A 19,388-nucleotide genomic window follows, 5' to 3' on the forward strand; every position below is an offset into this window, starting at 1 on the left:
ATAGCGATCGCGCCTAATTTCGCTATGCTACATCCTGATGCTGATCACGGCTTACCCCAACGCACCGATGACCTTTCTTGATCCGTTTTACGCCCTGTTTTTGCTTGCTCTCACCCTGCTGTACTGGTGGCCACGGCCACGGGCGGCTCGGATTCGCCTCTGGTTGGTGTTGCTGGCCAGTTTAGCGGTCTATACCTCGTTGCAAGTACAGTATTTGCCGCTGCTATTACTGCTGACGGGGCTGAATTTTTGGATTGGTAAAAGCATGGCGAGCAAGGCCCGCCAAGGGGTGCAGTCGGATCATGCCCATCTCTCAAATGAGGATTGGGAGGCGATGCAAAAACTGTGGGGCAAACGGGCGACCCAATTTTTGATTGGGGGGATTATGCTCAATGTGGCTTGTTTATTTGGGTTTAAATATTTGCTGCTGGTGTTGAATGGCTGGGCAGCGATCGCGCCGAGTCCCGCCGTTGAAGTGGGGCGATCGTGGTTGCAAAACCATATTCTCGTGCCCTTGGGGATTTCATTTTTTACCTTTGAAAATTTAGCCTATCTGATTGATGTCTATCGCGGCGCACCGGCCAGTCGTGATTTTCTGGATTTCGCCAGTTATAAATTCTTCTTTCCGAAACTCATTTCGGGGCCGATCACCCGGTATCACCCCTTCATCGCCCAATTTAACGACCAAACCCGCACCCCAAAATTGGAGCATTTCACCGAGGGTTTATGGTTGTTTGCGGCGGGAGCCGTGAAAAAGGCCCTGATCGCTGACCCGCTGGGGATGTTTGTGGACTTGTGCTTGGGGAATTTGGAGCGGGCGGGAAGTGTGGATCTGTGGTTGGTGGTGTTGGCCTATGGGTTGCAGTTGTATTTTGACTTTAGCGGCTATGTGGATATGGCGCGGGGCAGTGCGATGTTTCTGGGGTTCACCCTGCCGGATAATTTCAATTTTCCCTATTTCACCACGAGCATCGCTCAGTTTTGGCGGCGCTGGCATATCACCCTGGGGGATTGGCTGCGCAATTATCTCTATTTTCCCTTGGGCGGGTCGCGGCGGGGCTTGGTGCGCACCTGTATTAACCTGTGGCTGATTCTGTTCATCGCGGGGATTTGGCATATTGATACGCGGGGGACGGCCTGGGGGTTCTTGGTGTGGGGCGGTCTCCATGGGGTGGCGTTGGTGGTGCATCGATTGTGCGATCGCGCCAGTCAAAACCATGCACGCCTCAGCCAATGGTGGGAGTCCGTGCCGGGGATGGTGACGGCGTGGGCAGTGACCCAGGGGTTTGTGTTTTTAGCGTGGATTTTCTTCCGGTTGCCGGATTTGCGCCAATCGGGGTTGATGGTGCGGCATCTCTTCGGCGTGGCGGGGGATGTGCAATTTACCCAGAAGGTCTATTTTGAGGCGTTGGGGTTGGGGCGGTTTGACCTGTTGTGGTGGATGGGGGTGTTGGTGGTGGTGATGGCGTTGACCTATGGGGTGCAGGGGGGGTTAAAGTTGCAATTGAATTGGCATTTAAAATTACTGTTGGTTCCCCTCTGTTTCTTTGCGGTGTGGATGCTTGCCCCAGAGGGAGGAACGCGCTACATCTATTTTGATTTTTAAGCCACCAACGGGAGAAGCGATCGCACCTGCGATCGCTTCTCCATACTCTAAAACCCTATTCCATCCATTGGGTATGGAAAAATTCACCCTTGGGTTTATCCGTGCGCTCATAGGTATGAGCGCCGAAATAATCCCGTTGAGCTTGGGTGAGGTTTTGGGGGAGTCGTTCCCGTCGGTAGCTGTCGAAATAATCCAACGACGAACTAAACGCCGGCACCGCAATCCCCAATTGATTCGCCATCACCAACACCTCACGCCAGGCCGATTGGCGATCGAGAATGCTCTGTTTAAACTCCGGCGCGAGGAGCAAATTCGGCAGATCCGGATTTTCCGTGAACGCCGCCTTAATTTTGTCAAGGAAACCCGCCCGGATAATACAACCGCCCTTCCAAATCCGAGCATCTTCACCCAGATCCAAGCCGTAGTTATATTCCTGGGAGGCCTTGCGCAGCAACGCCATCCCCTGAGCATAGGAACACATTTTCGAGCAATAGAGCGCGTCCCGCACTTGGTTGATAAAGGTCTGCTTGTCGCCGCTGAATGTGCCTACCTCGGCGGTAATTTCCTGGGCTGCCGCGACTCGCTCATCCTTATAGGACGACATAATCCGTGCATTCACCGCTGCATACATCGTCGGCACGGGTACACCCAATTCCAACGCAGACATCACCGTCCAGCGCCCCGTTCCCTTTTGTCCGGCAGTATCCATAATCAGATCCACCAGGTGCTGATCCGTTTCGGTGTCCATCTTGGTGAAGATGTCGGCGGTGATTTCAATCAAAAACGAGTTCAACTCCTCGGTTTTGTTCCATTCGGCAAACACTGCGTGGAGTTCGGGGTTGGTCAAGCCTGCGCCCAGTTTGAGCAGGTCGTAGGCTTCGGCGATTAGTTGCATATCGCCGTATTCAATGCCGTTGTGAACCATCTTGACGTAGTGACCCGCGCCACCGCGACCGATATAGGCCACACAGGGGCCATCGTCCACTTGGGCGGCGATTTTGACGAGAATGGGTTCCAGTTCTTGGTAGGCGCTGGCGGTTCCGCCGGGCATCAGGCTGGGGCCTTTTAACGCGCCTTCTTCGCCGCCGCTGACTCCCATGCCCACAAAGCCGAGGCCGGTGGCTTCGAGGTCTTGGGTGCGGCGTTCGGTGTCTTCGTAGAGGGAGTTGCCGCCGTCGATGATCATGTCGCCGGGTTCGAGCAGGGGTTTCAGTTGCTCGATCACTTTATCCACGGGGCCACCGGCTTTGACCATCACCAAGACTTTGCGGGGACGTTCTAGGAGTTGCACAAATTCTTCGAGGGAGTAGGCGGCTTTGACATCTTTGCCTTGGGCCCGTTCCGCCATAAATTGTTCGGTTTTGGCGCTGGTGCGGTTGTAGACGGCGATGGGAAAGCCGCGACTTTCCACGTTGAGGGCGAGGTTTTCACCCATGACGGCTAGACCGATTACACCAAAGGTTCGCTTTGTCATATCTTGCTCTATATCCTCATCTATAGCAGTGCGGGCGCTTCAAAACAATGCAGCCCTTCGATCGTTCAGCCTAGCCTGAACATTTCCGATCTACGCTAAAGAAGAGCTTAAGAACGGAGCGATCGCCCCTCCTTGGGGCAGTCCTCCCAAACCGCCCTAGGGGACAGTGGGACGGGGGCGATCGCGCCTTAACTGGACGGGGGCGATCGCTCCGCTTCGATCAACAATTCCGGACAATTCCCCATCCACACCACGCCGCGAGAGAATACCGTGGGGCCCGCCATCATCTGATAAGATCATGTAGATATATTACAAATCCTTTAAGAATCTTAAAATCCTATGGAGCTACTGGTCGTTGGTGGAACAGGCACGTTAGGTCGGCAAATTGTACGACGTGCCATTGATGCAGGTCATTCGGTACGGTGCTTAGTCCGGAACCCTCGTAAAGCATCGTTTCTTCAGGAATGGGGAGCCAAACTCATTCAAGGCGATCTCTGTGACCCTGAGACCCTAGCTCCGGCCCTTGATGGGGTGGAGACTCTGATCGACGCAGCGACCACACGGGCAACGGATTCCCTCCGGATTCGCCAAGTGGATTGGGATGGCAAAGTGGCCCTCATCCAAGCTGCTAAAGCCGCCAAGATCAAACGCTACATTTTCTTCTCGATTCTCAATGCGGAGCACTTTCCGAATGTGCCCTTAATGGAGATGAAGCACTGTACCGAGAAGTATCTCGCCGAAGTGGGGATGGACTACACGATCCTTCGGCCCTGCGGGTTTATGCAGGGGTTGATCGGGCAGTATGCTGTGCCGATTTTGGATAATCAAGTGGTGTGGATTACGGGGTTGGGGTCGGCGATCGCCTACATGGACACCCTTGATATCGCCAAATTTGCGATCCGTGCCGCCGAAACCCCCGCCGCCGCCAATCGCACCCTTCCCGTCGTGGGCCCCCGCGCTTGGGGGGCATACGAAATCATCCGCCTCTGCGAACGCCTCGCCGGCCAAACCGCCAAAACCGCCCGCCTCGAACTCCCTATCCTCCGCATCATTCGCGCCATCGTCCGCAGCTTCCAATGGGGCTACAATGTCAGCGATCGCCTCGCCTTTGCCGAAGTCCTCGCCAGCGAAACCCCCCTCGATGCTCCCATGGCAGAAACCTATCAACTCCTCGACCTCGACCCCGCCGAAACTACCACCCTCGAAGCCTATCTTCAAGAGTATTTCTCCCGCATCATGAGCAAACTCAAGGAAATCGGCTACGAAAAAGAAAAAGAGAAAAAACGTCGCAAGAAAAAAAATATTAAAGCAAAATAGGCACGAGAAAGAAAACCTCCCTTCTCCTTGTGCCAACTGTGTAGTTTTAGGGTCAATCCCGCCCCTAACGACACAGGTAAAACCGCTATCCCTTAAAATTGCTGTACTCCATTCTTTACATAAAGCACCGTGCCGAAAATAGGCATCCTGTTCAATGACATTAAGCCCACCGCCTGCCGCATTGCCCAAGAGCTAGAAGAATCCCTCACCGCGGCCGGTCATGAAGTCTGCGTACGTTCTAGCCAAGGGGGCCTCCTGGGCTACCATCAAGGCGATCAACTGCCCTGCCCCGTTCCCACTGAATCTCTGATTCCCGACGGTTTCGACAACACCATGAGCTTTGGGATTGTCCTCGGTGGCGATGGCACGGTTTTGGCTGCCTGTCGGCAAGTGGCGGCGTTAGAACTCCCGCTGCTTGCGGTTAATACCGGTCACATGGGGTTTTTAACCGAAACCTACGTCAACCAATTGCCTCTGGCGTTAGAAGCCGTCCAAGCGGGGAACTATCAGCTTGAAACCCGCTCCATGCTCAATGTCCAGGTGTATCGCCAAGATACCCTCCTCTGGGAAGCCCTCTGTTTAAATGAAACGGTTTTACACCGGGAACCCCTCACCAGCATGTGCCATTTTGAAATCAAAATTGGCCACCATGCCCCCGTCGATATTGCCGCCGATGGGGTGATCATCTCCACCCCCACCGGCTCCACGGCCTATTCCCTCAGCACGGGCGGGCCGGTGTTAACCCCCGATGTGCCCGTGTTGCAACTTGTTCCCATTTGTCCCCATTCCCTCGCCTCGCGGGCTTTGGTGTTTTCCGAGACTAATCCGGTGCAGATTTTCCCGGCTACGCCCAATCCGATGGTGATGGTGGTGGATGGCAATGGTGGCTGTCCGGTGCTGCCCCAGGATCGACTGTTGGTGCAGCGATCGCAATACTCCGCCCACTTCATTCGCCTCCAATCCCCCGAATTCTTCCGCATCCTCCGCGAAAAACTCGGCTGGGGACTGCCCCACATCGCCAAACCCACCTCCGTCGAACTTCCCTAACCCCGTCGTATTCTGCAAGGCAGCAACCACCAAGGGTCGGGCCGGTCGTTCGGGTCCCATCTCCCTCGGAGATCACCCGCCCGTCTTTACCGAAAAAATGGGTTTAAAGCCTCGTCCTTCTAGGACGGCTTCAGACGTGTGATGTATAATCCGAAGTATAGCGGATAGGGTAATCAACCGCTCTAAAAACCCAGTTGCCGAAAGGTACAACGCTGAACCTTGAAAATTGAATCTATGCGGTTCTACTGCATTTTTCTAAGCTCTACCTCGCAGTAGGTAAAAGATTCAGAGGAGCTAGACAAACAGTTTTTTTGAAACCTATTGTTTCAAATCAAAAAGAACTTGGAGCAATCTAACTCCAACTAGGGTAGGGCATACCCGAAGTCGCTTGGGGAGAGTCCCACCTCTGAGCTAGACACTGCAAGGTATCTAGTTTAAGTGGTCTCGTTGAACCAAGAATCCCCACGCCTTATGAACCTTAAGCAAATAATCCGGTAATTTCGTAGTGCGAGCATCTTGCTCGCTAGAGGTTTAGAGCCTTTTTCAATTACCGGATTTAATATTTAACCTCCATTAGGCTGGGGAGTGTCAATCCGTTCCCCTCCCAACTGTGGAACTGTAGCTGAGACTACCTCAAATCAGCCCTGATCATGGGACGCTACTGTCGATCTGTGGTGAGATGACCCCATGAAAACCCCGCCCGAACTGGAAGTCTATAACCTGACCAAACGGTTTGGTTCCCTCGTTGCTCTTGACCAAGTTTCGATGAAAGTGCGCCCCGGTACAATCCACGCGCTGCTCGGTGAAAATGGGGCGGGAAAAAGCACCCTCGTGAAATGTGTGATGGGGTTTTATCACCCTGATCATGGTGATGTGATGATCGGCAAACAAGCCCGCCAGATTGACAATCCCCGCGACGCGCACCATTTTGGCGTTGGCATGGTCTATCAACATTTCACCTCTGTCCCCGCCATGACCGTTGCGGAAAATCTCGTCCTGGCCCGCAACGAATCCCAACACCTGATCAATTGGGCCCAGGAACGGGAACAATTAGCGGCGTTTATGGATACTTCTCCTTTTCAAATTCCCCTCGATGTTCCGGTCGCACAACTGGCCGCCGGTCAAAAACAAAAACTCGAAATCCTCAAACAGATCTACCTCAAAAGCACCGTCCTGATCCTTGATGAACCGACCTCAGTCCTCACCCCTAACGAAGCCGATGAAGTGCTGGGACTGTTGCGCGAAGAGGTGACAGCGGGCAAACTGAGCATCCTCCTGATTACCCACAAATTCCGCGAAGTCTCTGCCTTTACCGATGAGGTGACGGTGTTGCGGAAGGGCAAATGGGCCGGGAGTGGGCTGGTGGCGGATCTTTCCGTGGCGGAGATGTCGGCGATGATGCTTGGTGAAAGTAAGGAGCGCAAAGAGGTGGCCAAAGAAGGCGACCCGACGCAGTTACCCATGTTGGCGGTGCAGGGGTTGGGGGCGGATAAGGATAATGGCTTACCGGCGATCGCAAATCTTTCCCTCACGGTCCATCGCGGCGAAATTGTCGGAATTGCGGGCGTATCGGGCAATGGCCAAAAGGAATTTGTCGAGGTTTTGGCAGGACAGCGATCGCCCACCGCCGGCACGATCACCGTCAACGGCGAACCCTACCGCGCCACCCGCGCAGAAATGACCCGCCATCGCATCTTCGCCCTCCCCGAAGAACCCTTAAAAAATGCCTGCGTTCCCCATATGTCCGTCGCGGAAAACATGGCCCTACGCACCTTCGATCGCCCCCCCCAAGCCAAATGGAGCATTTGGCTGATCTGGTCAGCGATTCGCCACATGGCCACGGGCCTGATCGCCTCCTTTAAAGTGAAAACCCCCTCCCCCGATACCCCCATCGAAAACCTCTCCGGGGGCAATGTCCAGCGGGCCGTCCTGGCGCGGGAACTGTCCGAGGAGGGGATTCAACTCCTGATCGCGGCTAACCCCTGTTTTGGTCTGGACTTTGCCGCTGTGGATGATATTCACAGCCAAATCGTAGCGGCCCGCAATCGCGGTGTGGCGGTGTTGTTGGTCAGTGAAGATTTAGACGAGTTATTGGTGTTAAGCGATCGCCTCATCGTCATGAGCGAGGGCAAATTTGTCTACGAAAGTGCGATCGCTGATGCCGACCTCGCCACCATCGGCCCCGCCATGGCCGGTCACTAACCGTTATTCCTCCCTGCAATCACACAATTTGCTCTAACCAATACTGCCAGCGTTCAACCTCGCTCAAAGCAGTAGCGTTTTGGAGGGCATTGAAATCAGTGGCAAAGGGAGATAACTGTTTTAATGCTCTGGGGTTGATGCCAAACCGCTGTTTAAAGAGGCGACTAAAATTTGCATAGTTGGTGAATCCCCATGCGTCAGCAACATCTTGCACGCGCTGGGAGTCCGTCGCTTGGAGGCGTTTCAGAACTTGATAGCAACCCAGGAGTCGCTGCTCTCGAATATAAGACATAACCCCTCCCAAGGGTTGGAACAAACGATAGACCGTGGCTCGCGAACAATGATGGGCTTTGCAAAGATGCTCAACACCTAGATCAGATCGGTGTAGATTCGCCTGAATATAGCGTTGCAGCACTTGCAGCGTAGTTAACTGCAGTTGTCGACGAGCAATGTCATTCCATTGGTTAGACAATAGGCCATTCAAGAGGCCCATGATGCCAGCACTAACAATGGGAGCATCCGTTTGCGTCATGCAGGGAAGTTGTTGCCAGATGGTATGCATCGCCGTCAGAACTAAGCGACCTTGGGGCGAATTGAGGGCCCAAGACAACGAGGGAGCATCCGTATAGATCTTGTCATGATCGACTAGGAGATGGCGGGGAATAATGAGGCCGATAAGATGGTCAGTCTGGCCACAGACTTGATAGGAATGAGCCGAGTCCAAGATCCAGATCCGATCGGATTTCAGTAAAAGGGGTGTGCCATTATCTAAGCTTCCTTGCATTTGCCCTTTGCCGTAGTGCTGCAACGTCAGAAAATCGGAATCGCTATCAGAGAGTTTTCGCGATGGCCGAATCATCTGAACCGTGTCAAATGTGGTTTTGGTAACAATCAGTTGATCGAGGAGATAGCTATTTAGCGTGTATGAAAAACTGGTGGTCTCTTGCATCGGTTCAACATCGAATGACGGGGCGAGGAACTGTCGCCAAGCATCAAATTGATGTTCCGTCGGAAGATTTGCGCTATTGAACTGAATCTGAGCAAGCTGGTCAGGGTAATTTGTTCGTTCTGAGTTTGAGGACATTCTTGCCTAATCTGAAATGTGAAACAAAATGGGTTTTCCGAGTTTAGGGTGGGAAAAAAATGAGTCCAACGAGATATAAAGGATTTCAGCGATCAAGATTCTGACATTCTGTATCAAATTGCACATTTGATACCTCAAACTCCGAAGACCCCAAAATATTAGGTTTCAGAGCTTGAAAATAGTTGAACCTTATTCATATAGGAATCAAACAAGATCCATATATATCAGGGGTTTCAGGCATTCCTCTTGAGTTGAGTCACTCACAATCAAATGAATGCTTATCCCCCCTTTGTATCACAACTTCAAAATCTTGAGACAAATTTGTAAGAAAAGATGGGACAAATCAATACATCCCTAGTCATTATTCGGATTTTTTCAACCTATGATGTGAGACAAAGGACGGTGTAGCCATCAGTATAATCATGATTTAAACTCTAATTCACAAATCCTGAGGCAACAATTTGGACAGCTTTAAATTACCAAAATAGAGTACGGGTTTCAGTCCCCATCTCAAAAAGTGTCCGGAGTATTTTCCTTTATGACTTGACTGGTATAACTGATGATTTTGGAGCACAGAAAATGCGAAACAGTCCATTGGTCAGCATTATCATCAATAACTATAATTATCAAAATTTTATTGAGCAATCTATCTCAAGTGCATTGAATCAGTGTTATCAAAATATTGAAGTTATTGTTGTTGATGATGGTTCGACTGATAATTCAAGAGAGCGTATAGCAAACTTCAACGATAGTATTACGACAGTTTTCAAGGAAAATGCAGGGCAAGCTTCGACATTTAATATTGGCTTCAAAAAAAGCCGAGGAGAGATTATTTGTTTTCTTGATGCCGATGATTTATGTTTTCCAAACAAAGCATCAAGTGTGGTAGAGATCTTGTGTGGAGTGGAAAATCAAAATCTTGCATGGTGTTATCATTACCTTCTTCAAGTTCAAGAAGATGGAATTATTGATCCTCAAAGATATCAACCTCAACAACCCAATCAAGAAACAAAAAAAGTTCATGTAATGGATTTTAGAAAGCATATTAAAAACGGAGTGCGCCCTAACTTTGTACCTTCCACCTCTGGACTTTGTTTTAAAAGAAATGTGCTAGAAAAAATCCTTCCCATGCCCACAAAAGATGGCATATTGATTAGTGACATGTACTTGAAGTATGTTGCCGTATTTTTAGGCAAAGGTGCTGTTTTCGATGAGATGTTGGGAATCTATAGAAGGCATTCTAATAATTTATATGCCACAGACATTAAGGATAAACAAAAAATTGGCGCAGGCATTGACACTTATACATCTTATGCATTTCTAGAGAATTTCCCTGGATTAAAAAAACTATCCATCAAGATGTCTTCAAAAGCATTAGCTTATTACCTTCACCACACTTCCGAGCTTCAAAAAAACAAACATATTATTGCTGATTTTTTTAAGAAAATCGATTCTTTCTCTGTGATTCAAATTTTAATATCAACACTTTATTATTATTTCAAGTATTATTTTTGCAATCTCTATTGATATTTTCTTGAACGTACTGTAACACTTAATTTCTCATTGCAATAACTAGAGTTTACACCTTAAAACGCTCCCATGATTCTTGATTCTTTACTGTATCTTTCCGATGGGAAACTGCCCTCTCCCCTGGCAGACTCTATTCAAATCACGAAGATGTCAGAGGTGTTCGGTCAGCAACTTCACCATTTTGAACTTGTGGCGAGTGGGGATTGGCGATCGCTGTTCATCGCTCCGATGGATCAACCCTTTGCAACGTGGTACGGTGTGCAAACCCCTTTCACGCTCAGACGTCTCCCCATTCTCAGACATGCACCAGCCGTCTTTGATCCGGAGGCTTACGCACCCAGAGGCTATATCAAAGCCGCCTTAGCCTACGCACAGTGGCTGAAACAGTATGCAAAATTGCGGCGCTGGACTCAAGTCGTTTATACCCGAACGCCATTTTTCGTGCCGTTTCTGCTGCAACAGCGGCATCCTATCATCCTGGAATATCATGAACCGCTCGGCTCAAGGGCCTTTGAACGATCCTGGTGGCATCATCCGAACTTTTTGGGTGTGGTCACGACGGGGCCAGAACTAGCCCAGGGCTACCAAGCCTTGGGGGCCCGGCCCCACCAAATTTATATTCAACCCAATGCTGCGGCCACGGGACTGTTTCAACCCGCTCAAACCCAAACCGAGGCCCGCCATACCCTCAATTGGTCGTGCGATCGCCCCATTCTCATGTACGCGGGTCAACTGTTCGACTATAAAGGCATTCCGCTAATTTTGAATCTGGCCGCTCGACTTCCCCACTGTCAGTTTGTCCTCGTGGGGGGAACCCCGGAAGATGTCGAGCGGGTTCGGGCGATCGCCGCCGCCCGACATCTCACCAACGTGCAACTCACCGGCCATATTTCTCAGCAGCAGTTACCCACCTATTTATATGCAGCCGATATCCTCTTACTCACCACTAGTAAACATTGGGATCAAGCCCCGGTCACCTCACCGTTAAAGTTGTTTGACTATATGTCTGTACAGCAGCCCATCGTGGCATCCAATCTTCCAAATATTGCCACCATTTTAAAAGATGGGTACAACGGGCGTTTGGCTCAACCGGATGATGTTGAATCATTTGCTGAGGCTATTCTTGATTTATTAGCTCAACCCAAGCAAGCGCAGGTACTAGCTCAGCAAGCCTATCTCACCGTACAGCAAAAGACTTGGACAATCCGTGCTCAACGCATCATTCAATTCATCGAACAACGACTATGGGCTGTGATGACATAAACAGTAAAAATCGCCCAAATTGCCAAGCTTATTGATAAATGAGACCAGATGCAACAGATAATTCGAGAACTAATTCCACCTCTACTTCTCAAGATCACGACAAACATTCATCATCGACTATTCAAGGTACACCCTCAACCGCCGTCACCGTTTGCCTATGGTGTTGAACAACCACCCGAATTTTATGATCACACCTATCAATCTAAAGCACATTGGAAAAAACATTACACCGCCTCTCATTATTACCCCCTCTGGACGGTGATTGCTGACCGCATTCGTCACCTCCGAGTTAATAAAGTTGTTGATATTGGGTGTGGTCCGGGTCAGGTGGCTTGTTTGCTGCGTGATATCCAAGTTCCTGACTATATCGGACTAGATTTTAGTCCGGCTCGGATTGCGAAAGCTCGCTCTGTTTGTCCTGAATATGAGTTTAGGGTGGCTGATATTTTCAAAAATAATCTTCTTGCACTGGGTGATTATGATTGTGTTTTAATCATGGAATTTTTGGAACATATTGAACAAGATCTAACCGTGCTCAATCAAGTTTTTCCATCGACAATAGTATTAGGCACCTGATTGACTGACAAAAGAAGTGGTAGGGATAGCTAAAGAGGTTGCCCTGACTGAAATACAGAGAATTAAGAAATGGGAGTCAGTCCTCTAGAATTGAGTTACCACAACAAAACTCTGGAGAACTGTGAAAAAAACTCCCAAATTTACAATGCCCTGAAAACCTGGTTGGGTCAAGACATCCCCTGGGCGCATCTGAGCCACCTGACTACCTGCATCTGGATGGTCATCGCCGTCATCCAAACCGGAGCAGTCAACCTCACGAAATGGCTGCCGTATCTGCCCTGTCGAGGATTGTTTGCCCAAAGTAAACAGCGGCGAGTCCGACGCTGGCTGGGCAATAGCCGCATCAATATTCATCGACTCTACAAACCCATCATCAAAGCCGCCTTAGCCGATTGGCAGGATGAGGTGATGTACCTGAGCTTAGACACCTCACTATTTTGGGATGAGTATTGTCTGATTCGGGTGGCTGTGGTGCATCGCGGTCGTGCTTTACCCCTAGGCTGGCGTGTGTTGGCTCATCCCAGTGCCTCGGTTGCCGCCAACACCTACCGAGAACTGCTCCAAGATGTCGCTCGACTCCTACCGCAAGGGGTGAAGGTGGTGCTGCTGGCTGACCGTGGCTTTGTGCAGACGGAGACTATGACGCTGGTGCGCACCTTCGGCTGGCATTATCGCATCCGCATCAAAAGCAATACCTGGCTTTGGCACTCTGCCAAGGGCTGGAGCCAACCAAAAGCGTTTCATCTCAAACCCGGTGAAGCCCTCTGCTGGCACAACGTCAAACTTCACAAAGGTGAATGGTATGGTCCGGTTCATGTCATTTTCGGTCGCAACAATGTCAATGGCGAGTTTTGGGCGGTTGTCAGTGATGAACCGACCCACCTCCAGACTTTTGCTGAGTATGGTCTCCGGTTTGATATCGAGGAGGCGTTTCTCGATGACCAGTCTGGGGGTTGGCACCTCCAATCTTCCCAACTTCGCTCAGTTTGTGTTCTTTCCCGTCTCTGCTTCATTCTGGCTCTGGCGACTCTCTATGTCTCAGCTCAGGGTCTTGAGGTTGTCCAATCGGGCAAGCGTCGCTGGGTTGACCCCCATTGGTTTCGCGGCAATAGCTATTTTCGTATCGGTCTTGAGTGGATTCGTACTGCTCTCCTTGAGGGCTGGCGCTTGATTCGGCTTGTTGCTTTCTTTTCTAATTCTGACCCTGAACCGGCTATGGCTTCTCGTCCTCAGCATCGGCAACGCTCTTATCGCCTTGAATTCCAGTTTTGCTCTTTTTCTTACTCCCCTGACTGAATCTTTTGTCCGTCAATCAGATTAGGCACTGTGCCAAATTTTCCAGCGGCGGGCCATGTGCGTCATTTTGATAGTGTTGATGCGGTTCAAGCCCGGTATGCGTCCCTCTTCAAAACTTTGGAGGTGACTGAAGTTTTAGCAAATGAGCAGGGTAAAACGTACTATATTTTGCAGGGTGTGCGCTAAATAGCAGCCGTTGAATAGCGCGATCGCCTCATCGTCATGAGTGAGGGTAAGTTTGTCTACGAAAGTGCGATCGCTGATGCCGACCTCGCCACCATCGGCCCCGCCATGGCCGGTCACTAACACATACCAACGGTTTGAGGACTACGATGGACGTGAAAAGGTAACTGTTGAACAGATTGAGGTAAATGATGCGAACGTGGCAAACGTGGCTTGGACTGTGTCTCCTCCTGGGCAGTTGTCAGCCCTTAGCACTCGAACCGGACAACAGCGATCGCGCCGCCACCCCCTCCACCGCGATCGCCCCCACCGCCGCAGCCCCAAGCACCGCAGCGACAGCGATCGCTACCCAACCCCTCAACCCCACGCCGATCACCATTGCCCTCGACGAGCTTCCCGCCCCCTACGCCTCCAACAGCGTCCGCAAATCGCCGCAGGTTATCGCCCCACCCGCCGATGCCTCCCTCAATGTTCCGGCTGGATTCGTGGTCAATCTCTTCGCGGACGGATTGGATAGTCCCCGCTGGCTCGCGCTGACCCCCAGTGGTGATGTCCTCGTCACAGAAACCCGCCAAAATCGCATCCGTCGCCTGATTGACGCAGATCGTGATGGTGTTGCCGAGCGCGTCGAAACCTTTGCCAGCGCGGCGAACGGTTTAGATATTCCCTTCGGCATGGCCTTTGCAGCGGGGTATTTTTTCCTGGGCAATACGGACGAGGTGCGGCGCTATCCCTTTACCACTGGGCAAACGGCATTGGAAGGAAAAGGCGATCGCATCGTCGCCTTGCCGGGGGGTGGATATAACCAGCATTGGACTCGCAATGTCGTGGTTTCGCCAGAGGGCGATCGCCTCTACATTTCCATCGGTTCGCGCTCCAATGCCGACATAGAACCCCTACCCCGTGCATCGGTGCAAACCCTGGCCCTCGACGGTCAAAGCCTCGAAACCTTTGCCAGCGGTCTCCGTAATCCCGTCGGTTTAGATTTTCATCCCGTCACCGGCGAGCTCTACACCACCGTTAACGAGCGCGACGGCCTCGGCGATGACCTCGTACCGGACTACTTCACCCGCATCCAAGCCGGCGAATTTTTCGGCTGGCCCTATGCCTACCTCACACCACAAAATTTAGATCCGCGCCACCAAACCAACGGCCAAAGCACAGCCCCCGATCTCGTCCGTCAAACCCAATTGCCCGATGTCCTCTTCCAATCCCATTCGGCAGCGTTGGGGTTGCAATTTTATGACGGCAACACCTTCCCCGATCGCTACCAAAACGGCGCATTCGTCGCCTTCCGGGGGTCATGGAATCGGAGCACCGGAACAGGCTATAAAGTGGTTTTCATTCCCTTCGATGCCAACGGTCGGCCCGTGGGTCACTATGAAGACTTTTTAACCGGATTTTTGGTCAATCCCAGCGGCCCGACAACCTGGGCACGGCCCGTGGGACTCTTGGTGATGCCCGATGGCTCGTTATTAATGACAGACGAGGCTAATCATCGCATCTATCGCATTCAATATCGCCCCTAACGGCGTGAGGGTTGGTGGGTTGATGGAAGTGCGATCGCACCACCATCCGCCCCGCCACTGTCAGCCCCATCATGGCCGGTCATTAACTCGGTACTGGTCAATCAAGCTTTTAAGAGATGTAACGCTGAACCGCAGCGACAATCTGTTCACCATACTGATAAATATCCGAGAGATTTTCAATCGGATTCTTGGTTTCATTCCTGTCTGCGTCAAACGTCCCAAGATATTTTTGGCGAGAATTGAACCACAGTCTACACACTGGTTTCCGATTATTATCGTCAAATAAAATGCTCATGTATGTTTTAACATCACGATAAGCAACTCGCTCTGGATCAATAACCTTAGTTACGATCGCACGAATAATCCGAAATGCTTCTAACTCTTCTTCTGTTGTGACAATATTACTGGTAACAACCTCTTCTTCAATAGGTGATTCTACTTCCGGATCTGCCTCCTTTCCTTCCGGTTCAAGTGCCGAACGAAGACGATCATTGATTTTTTCACTAACAAACTGATTCAGAGCCTTTTTAACTAAAGGCATAAAACTTTCCTTTGCATTACCCACAAATCGACCACCAGGATTAGTTTTGCTAAAAAAGTACTTACAAAACTCTTCATCTGGTGAATCATATTGCTCTGATAAAACCTTTTTGATTGCTGATGTGTATTTAAGCTCACTAGCCGTGCTGAGAATTCTTTCTAAATCAAAATTATCTTTGGCAAGTTTTTTGACTTCCTGCAAAGTATGGGGGCGAGGATCTTCAAGATCCAGCTCTAGGAATGATCGAGAATCCATTTTATTGGATGCTTCTAGATCCGAATAAAAATAATATTGTGTGCCATTTGTGAGCACTGCAATTCTTGCTTTGGTGACTGAAAAATACCGAAAAAGCTGTGATTTTTCAGCTTGTCCTAGATCAGTTCCAGCTTTTTTACATTCAAAGATTAGAATTACTTCCCCATTACTCAAAATCGCATAGTCAACCTTCTCACCTTTTTTCGTACCAACATCTGCTGTAAATTCAGGAATGACCTCTTGAGGATTGAAGATGTCATACCCCAACGCTGCAATAAAGGGCATGATTAAAGCGTTCTTTGTTGCTTCTTCTGTTTCTAGGTGATCGACTAATTTGGGAAGACGCTGAATAAGAGCAGCAATTTTTTCATCAAATGACATTTTGGTGACTCCTTAACATCAAGATTGGCTAAAAGTTACGATGAAAGCTTTTTGAGCCTAACGACTCAAACTCATTTCCGGTACATACAGTGACAAAAGCATTGATGGAATGGCTACGATCGGAGGCGATCTTTAACTTTCTTGGAATAAAAATCCTGAATTTTCCTTTTGACAGCAGGTTAGGTAATCTAACTCATATCGTACCCCAAGCGTACATTTTGACCCAACAATGTCCGATCATTTTGGCGTTGTTCACATTTGCATATATAAAAAAAACTCCCGACAGATTCGCCGGGAGGAGTGGAGGGGCTTAAATAGTACCGGATAGTCCTGATAATTTTGAGGCTTTGAGCATGTGATAAGTGATCAGGAGTTGGGTGAGGGCGAGGGGGAAACTTTGGAGAATTTCGCCCGTGGTGCCGACGAGATTTCCGATCGCATCATTGCCCGTCAAACTGCAAAACTGGCCGAGGTAGGGGACTTCAGTACAGAGTAACCGTTCGAGTTCTTGCACCTGTTGCGCTGTGGCATGGCCGTCAATTTCAAGCACATCAACGGGTTTGCCCATGTCGCGATCCAGTTCGAGGCGGATGGCGTTGCCAAGGTGATTGCCCTGGGCGTGGAGAATGTCGCTGAAATCCGGGTGGGGAATCGTGGGACGAAGGACGAGGCGCACATTGAGCAGGAGATCATCGGCGCTCGACTCGTTGGCAGGAGGATAGAACGAAACCACCACATCCGCCCATTGGCGTTGGGGGCGAATGTAGGCTTCGGAGTCGGGTTCGCGTTTGCGCAGTTGTTCGATCACGGCTTCTTCGGTGTAGCCACGTTTGCGGGTGTCGCGTTTAACTTTCCAGGTGGCGCGGAGGGTTTCAGGCGGGGCGAGGTAGACCTTGACATCGTAGCTGTCCCGCATGGCACGGGTGGAATAGCCGAGGAGACCTTCGACGATCACGAATTTGCGGGGGGTGATGTATTCCGGGGGGTCAAACATCCCGGTGTCGTGGTTGTAGATCGGTTTGAGGATCGGTTGACCGGTGCGGAGGAGACTGAGGTGTTGTTGGATGATGTCGAGATAGTTGCAGTCTGGAGCGAGGGCGGAAATTCCGAGTTCGGCACGTTGGACGCGATCGTAACGGTGGTAGTCATCGGTGCAGATGACGGTGACGTTTTCTTCGCCGAGGATTTGGGCGATCCCACGGGTGAGGGTGGTTTTTCCGGCTGCACTGTCCCCAACAATGCCAAGAATAATCGGACGTTCGCTCATAGCTTGTTCTGCTCTCTCGTAAATAAATATCCGTTCACTGTATCAAGTTGTGCCACGGTTATTTGGTGATTTTGAGCAGAATTGAGGGCAACGATTTGATTTAAGGCGTGGCGGGGATGGTTTGGGGGAGGGGCCAAAGACGTTCAAGATCGAGTTGGGTGGCGATCGCAGCTAACGGTGCCGGATCATGGCGATCGCGCTCACTCAAATGGGGCAATACACCGAGGACGGGCACTTGGGTCAGGGATTCAATCAGGGCGATGGGTGTCCATTGGGCCAACTGTTCCGGGGTGACGGGTTGGGCGCAACTGAGGACGATGCCCCGCAGGGGGAGGTTGAGCGATCGCGCCAGGGCAACGTTGGCCACCGTTTGTGCGATCGCCCCCAATTTCACCGGCACCACCAGCACCGCCTCCCAACGCCACATCGCCGCCACATCCGCCACCGTCAATTCATCGGTGACCGGCGACCCTAAACCGCCAACCCCTTCCACGAGGACGAACTCATGGGCCTGCTGGAGTTTTTGATAAGCCTGCCAAACAACAGCGAGATCCACGGTGCGACCTTCAGCCGCAGCAGCCAAGGGCGGCGCGATCGGGGCGGCAAACTGCAACGGCACGAGGGTGTCGGGGTCTTGGGGCAGGGTGAACAGTTGGCGGTAGAGTTCCCCATCTCCAATGCCCGACTGCACCAACTTCAGCAAGCCCAAACTCTGGGGGTCGCGGTATTGCTGCCAATAGGCCACGAGGGCGGTGGTGAGGACGGTTTTCCCCACATCGGTATCGGTTCCGGTGATGATCAAACTCATAATTCAGCACAAAGATTGTCGAGGGCGGTTTTCAGTTCGTCAATGCTGGTGGTGGCGGTGCCAAATTGGCGCACGACGATGCTCGCGGCGAGATTGCCCAACACCGCCGCTTCCCACTCCGTCGCCCCTAGACAGAGGGCAAGGGTGAGGGCGGCGACGACGGTATCGCCTGCACCCGTGACATCAAAGACATCGGTGCGGTTGAAGGCGGGAATGTGTTGGAGGGTATTGTGGCGATCGCACAGGGTCATCCCCTCATCACCCCGCGTAATCAGCATATTCTGCGCCTGGGTGAGGCGGCGTAGATCCTGGGTGGCGCGTTCGACGGCGGCGGTGTCGGGGAGGGGATACCCGGCAGCGGCTTCGGCTTCCGGGAGGTTGGGGGTGAAGATCGTCGCGCCTTGGTAGCGGGGTAGGTCTTTTTGGGTGTCGATAATGGTGCGATCGTGCTGGAGTGCCGCTTCAATCACAGGCGGCGCAAACACCCCTTCGCCATAGTCCGAACAGACCACCGCATCCACATCCTGCTGCTGTTCACGGATTAAGGCGGCTAACTGAAGCTGCACTTCTAAACTGGGGGAATCATCGGATTTGCGATCGACCCGCACCACCTGCTGTGTCACCGATTGCCGCGCATGGCCTGCGATCCGGGTTTTCGTCACCGTCGGCCGACTCGGATCAACCACGATCCCCGCCGTCTCAATCCCCGCAGCGGCAAAAATATCCCGCAACGCCTCCCCCTGCACATCTTTGCCAATGATGCCCACAGCTTTCACCTTGGCCCCCAATTTCGCCAGGTTATAGATCGCATTGGCCCCGCCCCCCGGAATTTGTCGGGTAAACTCATGGCGCAAAATCAACACCGGGGCTTCGCGGGAAATGCGTTCCACTTGCCCGGTGAGAAATTCATCCAGGGTCAAATCTCCCACCACTAGCACTTTGGGTTCCACAAAGCGATCGAGCAACTGATGAAGGCGGGTCTGGGCCGATCGCAGGTCATCGAAAAACGAAGCCGGGGTAGTCATAGGG

The 19,388-nt window shown here is 51.4% G+C and carries 17 protein-coding genes; 10 read left to right on the forward strand and 7 right to left on the reverse strand.

The annotated features are described in order from the left end of the window. The first annotated feature begins 37 nt into the window (after positions 1 to 37). On the forward strand, positions 38 to 1,606 hold the full coding sequence (locus SPI6313_RS08155) for an MBOAT family O-acyltransferase (RefSeq protein ID WP_217650540.1): 1,569 nt from the start codon (positions 38 to 40) through the stop codon (positions 1,604 to 1,606). Positions 1,607 to 1,661: 55 nt separating this feature from the next. On the opposite strand, the gene gnd is transcribed toward SPI6313_RS08155, so the two are convergent. Next, the gene (gnd, locus tag SPI6313_RS08160) at positions 1,662 to 3,080 is read right to left on the reverse strand and encodes a decarboxylating NADP(+)-dependent phosphogluconate dehydrogenase (RefSeq protein ID WP_072620548.1); all 1,419 of its coding nucleotides are present in this window, start codon (positions 3,078 to 3,080) and stop codon (positions 1,662 to 1,664) included. Between the two features lie 156 nt (positions 3,081 to 3,236). After that, positions 3,237 to 3,380 (reverse strand): hypothetical protein, encoded by a 144-nt coding sequence (locus SPI6313_RS23435; protein ID WP_175551101.1) that lies wholly within the window; start codon positions 3,378 to 3,380, stop codon positions 3,237 to 3,239. Between the two features lie 39 nt (positions 3,381 to 3,419). Here SPI6313_RS23435 and SPI6313_RS08165 point away from each other — a divergent pair, with 39 nt between their 5' ends. The 3 genes from SPI6313_RS08165 to SPI6313_RS08175 all read left to right on the forward strand — a co-directional run bounded on the left by SPI6313_RS08165 (position 3,420) and on the right by SPI6313_RS08175 (position 7,646). Continuing rightward, positions 3,420 to 4,397 (forward strand): NmrA family NAD(P)-binding protein, encoded by a 978-nt coding sequence (locus tag SPI6313_RS08165; protein WP_072620549.1) that lies wholly within the window; start codon positions 3,420 to 3,422, stop codon positions 4,395 to 4,397. 129 nt (positions 4,398 to 4,526) lie between these two features. Then, complete coding sequence (locus SPI6313_RS08170) at positions 4,527 to 5,444, forward strand: NAD(+) kinase (RefSeq protein ID WP_072620550.1); 918 nt, start codon at positions 4,527 to 4,529, stop codon at positions 5,442 to 5,444. 687 nt (positions 5,445 to 6,131) lie between these two features. After that, positions 6,132 to 7,646, forward strand: a complete 1,515-nt coding sequence (locus tag SPI6313_RS08175) for an ABC transporter ATP-binding protein (protein ID WP_072620551.1) — start codon at positions 6,132 to 6,134, stop codon at positions 7,644 to 7,646. 19 nt (positions 7,647 to 7,665) lie between these two features. Here the strand turns inward: SPI6313_RS08175 and SPI6313_RS08180 are convergent, their stop codons facing one another. Beyond that, the gene (locus SPI6313_RS08180; protein ID WP_072620552.1) at positions 7,666 to 8,730 is read right to left on the reverse strand and encodes a helix-turn-helix domain-containing protein; all 1,065 of its coding nucleotides are present in this window, start codon (positions 8,728 to 8,730) and stop codon (positions 7,666 to 7,668) included. 579 nt (positions 8,731 to 9,309) lie between these two features. Here SPI6313_RS08180 and SPI6313_RS08185 point away from each other — a divergent pair. From SPI6313_RS08185 to SPI6313_RS08205, 6 genes are all read left to right on the forward strand, one after another. Further along, positions 9,310 to 10,257, forward strand: coding sequence for a glycosyltransferase family 2 protein (locus tag SPI6313_RS08185; protein ID WP_072623057.1), 948 nt, complete (start codon positions 9,310 to 9,312; stop codon positions 10,255 to 10,257). Positions 10,258 to 10,329: 72 nt separating this feature from the next. Further along, complete coding sequence (locus tag SPI6313_RS08190; RefSeq protein ID WP_072620553.1) at positions 10,330 to 11,523, forward strand: glycosyltransferase; 1,194 nt, start codon at positions 10,330 to 10,332, stop codon at positions 11,521 to 11,523. 48 nt (positions 11,524 to 11,571) lie between these two features. Continuing rightward, the gene (locus SPI6313_RS08195) at positions 11,572 to 12,099 is read left to right on the forward strand and encodes a class I SAM-dependent methyltransferase (protein ID WP_072620554.1); all 528 of its coding nucleotides are present in this window, start codon (positions 11,572 to 11,574) and stop codon (positions 12,097 to 12,099) included. Positions 12,100 to 12,168: 69 nt separating this feature from the next. Continuing rightward, positions 12,169 to 13,395, forward strand: a complete 1,227-nt coding sequence (locus SPI6313_RS23440; RefSeq protein ID WP_175551102.1) for a transposase — start codon at positions 12,169 to 12,171, stop codon at positions 13,393 to 13,395. Positions 13,396 to 13,425: 30 nt separating this feature from the next. Then, the gene (locus SPI6313_RS23445) at positions 13,426 to 13,581 is read left to right on the forward strand and encodes a hypothetical protein (protein ID WP_175551103.1); all 156 of its coding nucleotides are present in this window, start codon (positions 13,426 to 13,428) and stop codon (positions 13,579 to 13,581) included. A 185-nt stretch (positions 13,582 to 13,766) separates the two neighbouring features. Next, positions 13,767 to 15,107: a PQQ-dependent sugar dehydrogenase gene (locus tag SPI6313_RS08205; RefSeq protein WP_217650541.1), complete on the forward strand. Its 1,341-nt coding sequence runs from the start codon at positions 13,767 to 13,769 to the stop codon at positions 15,105 to 15,107. Between the two features lie 109 nt (positions 15,108 to 15,216). Here the strand turns inward: SPI6313_RS08205 and SPI6313_RS08210 are convergent, their stop codons facing one another. The 4 genes from SPI6313_RS08210 to SPI6313_RS08230 all read right to left on the reverse strand — a co-directional run bounded on the left by SPI6313_RS08210 (position 15,217) and on the right by SPI6313_RS08230 (position 19,384). Next, positions 15,217 to 16,284, reverse strand: coding sequence for a type I restriction endonuclease (locus tag SPI6313_RS08210; protein ID WP_072620555.1), 1,068 nt, complete (start codon positions 16,282 to 16,284; stop codon positions 15,217 to 15,219). A gap of 310 nt (positions 16,285 to 16,594) precedes the next feature. Further along, a complete protein-coding gene (locus tag SPI6313_RS08220; protein ID WP_072620557.1) occupies positions 16,595 to 17,551 on the reverse strand; it encodes a phosphoribulokinase in 957 nt (318 codons plus the stop codon). Between the two features lie 100 nt (positions 17,552 to 17,651). Next, complete coding sequence (bioD, locus tag SPI6313_RS08225; RefSeq protein WP_072620558.1) at positions 17,652 to 18,362, reverse strand: dethiobiotin synthase; 711 nt, start codon at positions 18,360 to 18,362, stop codon at positions 17,652 to 17,654. Then, positions 18,356 to 19,384 (reverse strand): bifunctional heptose 7-phosphate kinase/heptose 1-phosphate adenyltransferase, encoded by a 1,029-nt coding sequence (locus SPI6313_RS08230; protein WP_072620559.1) that lies wholly within the window; start codon positions 19,382 to 19,384, stop codon positions 18,356 to 18,358. Before SPI6313_RS08230 ends, bioD begins: the two co-directional genes overlap by 7 nt. Positions 19,385 to 19,388 lie beyond the last annotated feature (4 nt).

The organism is Spirulina major PCC 6313, assembly GCF_001890765.1.
In the GTDB taxonomy this organism is placed as follows: Bacteria; Cyanobacteriota; Cyanobacteriia; order Cyanobacteriales; family Spirulinaceae; genus Spirulina; species Spirulina major.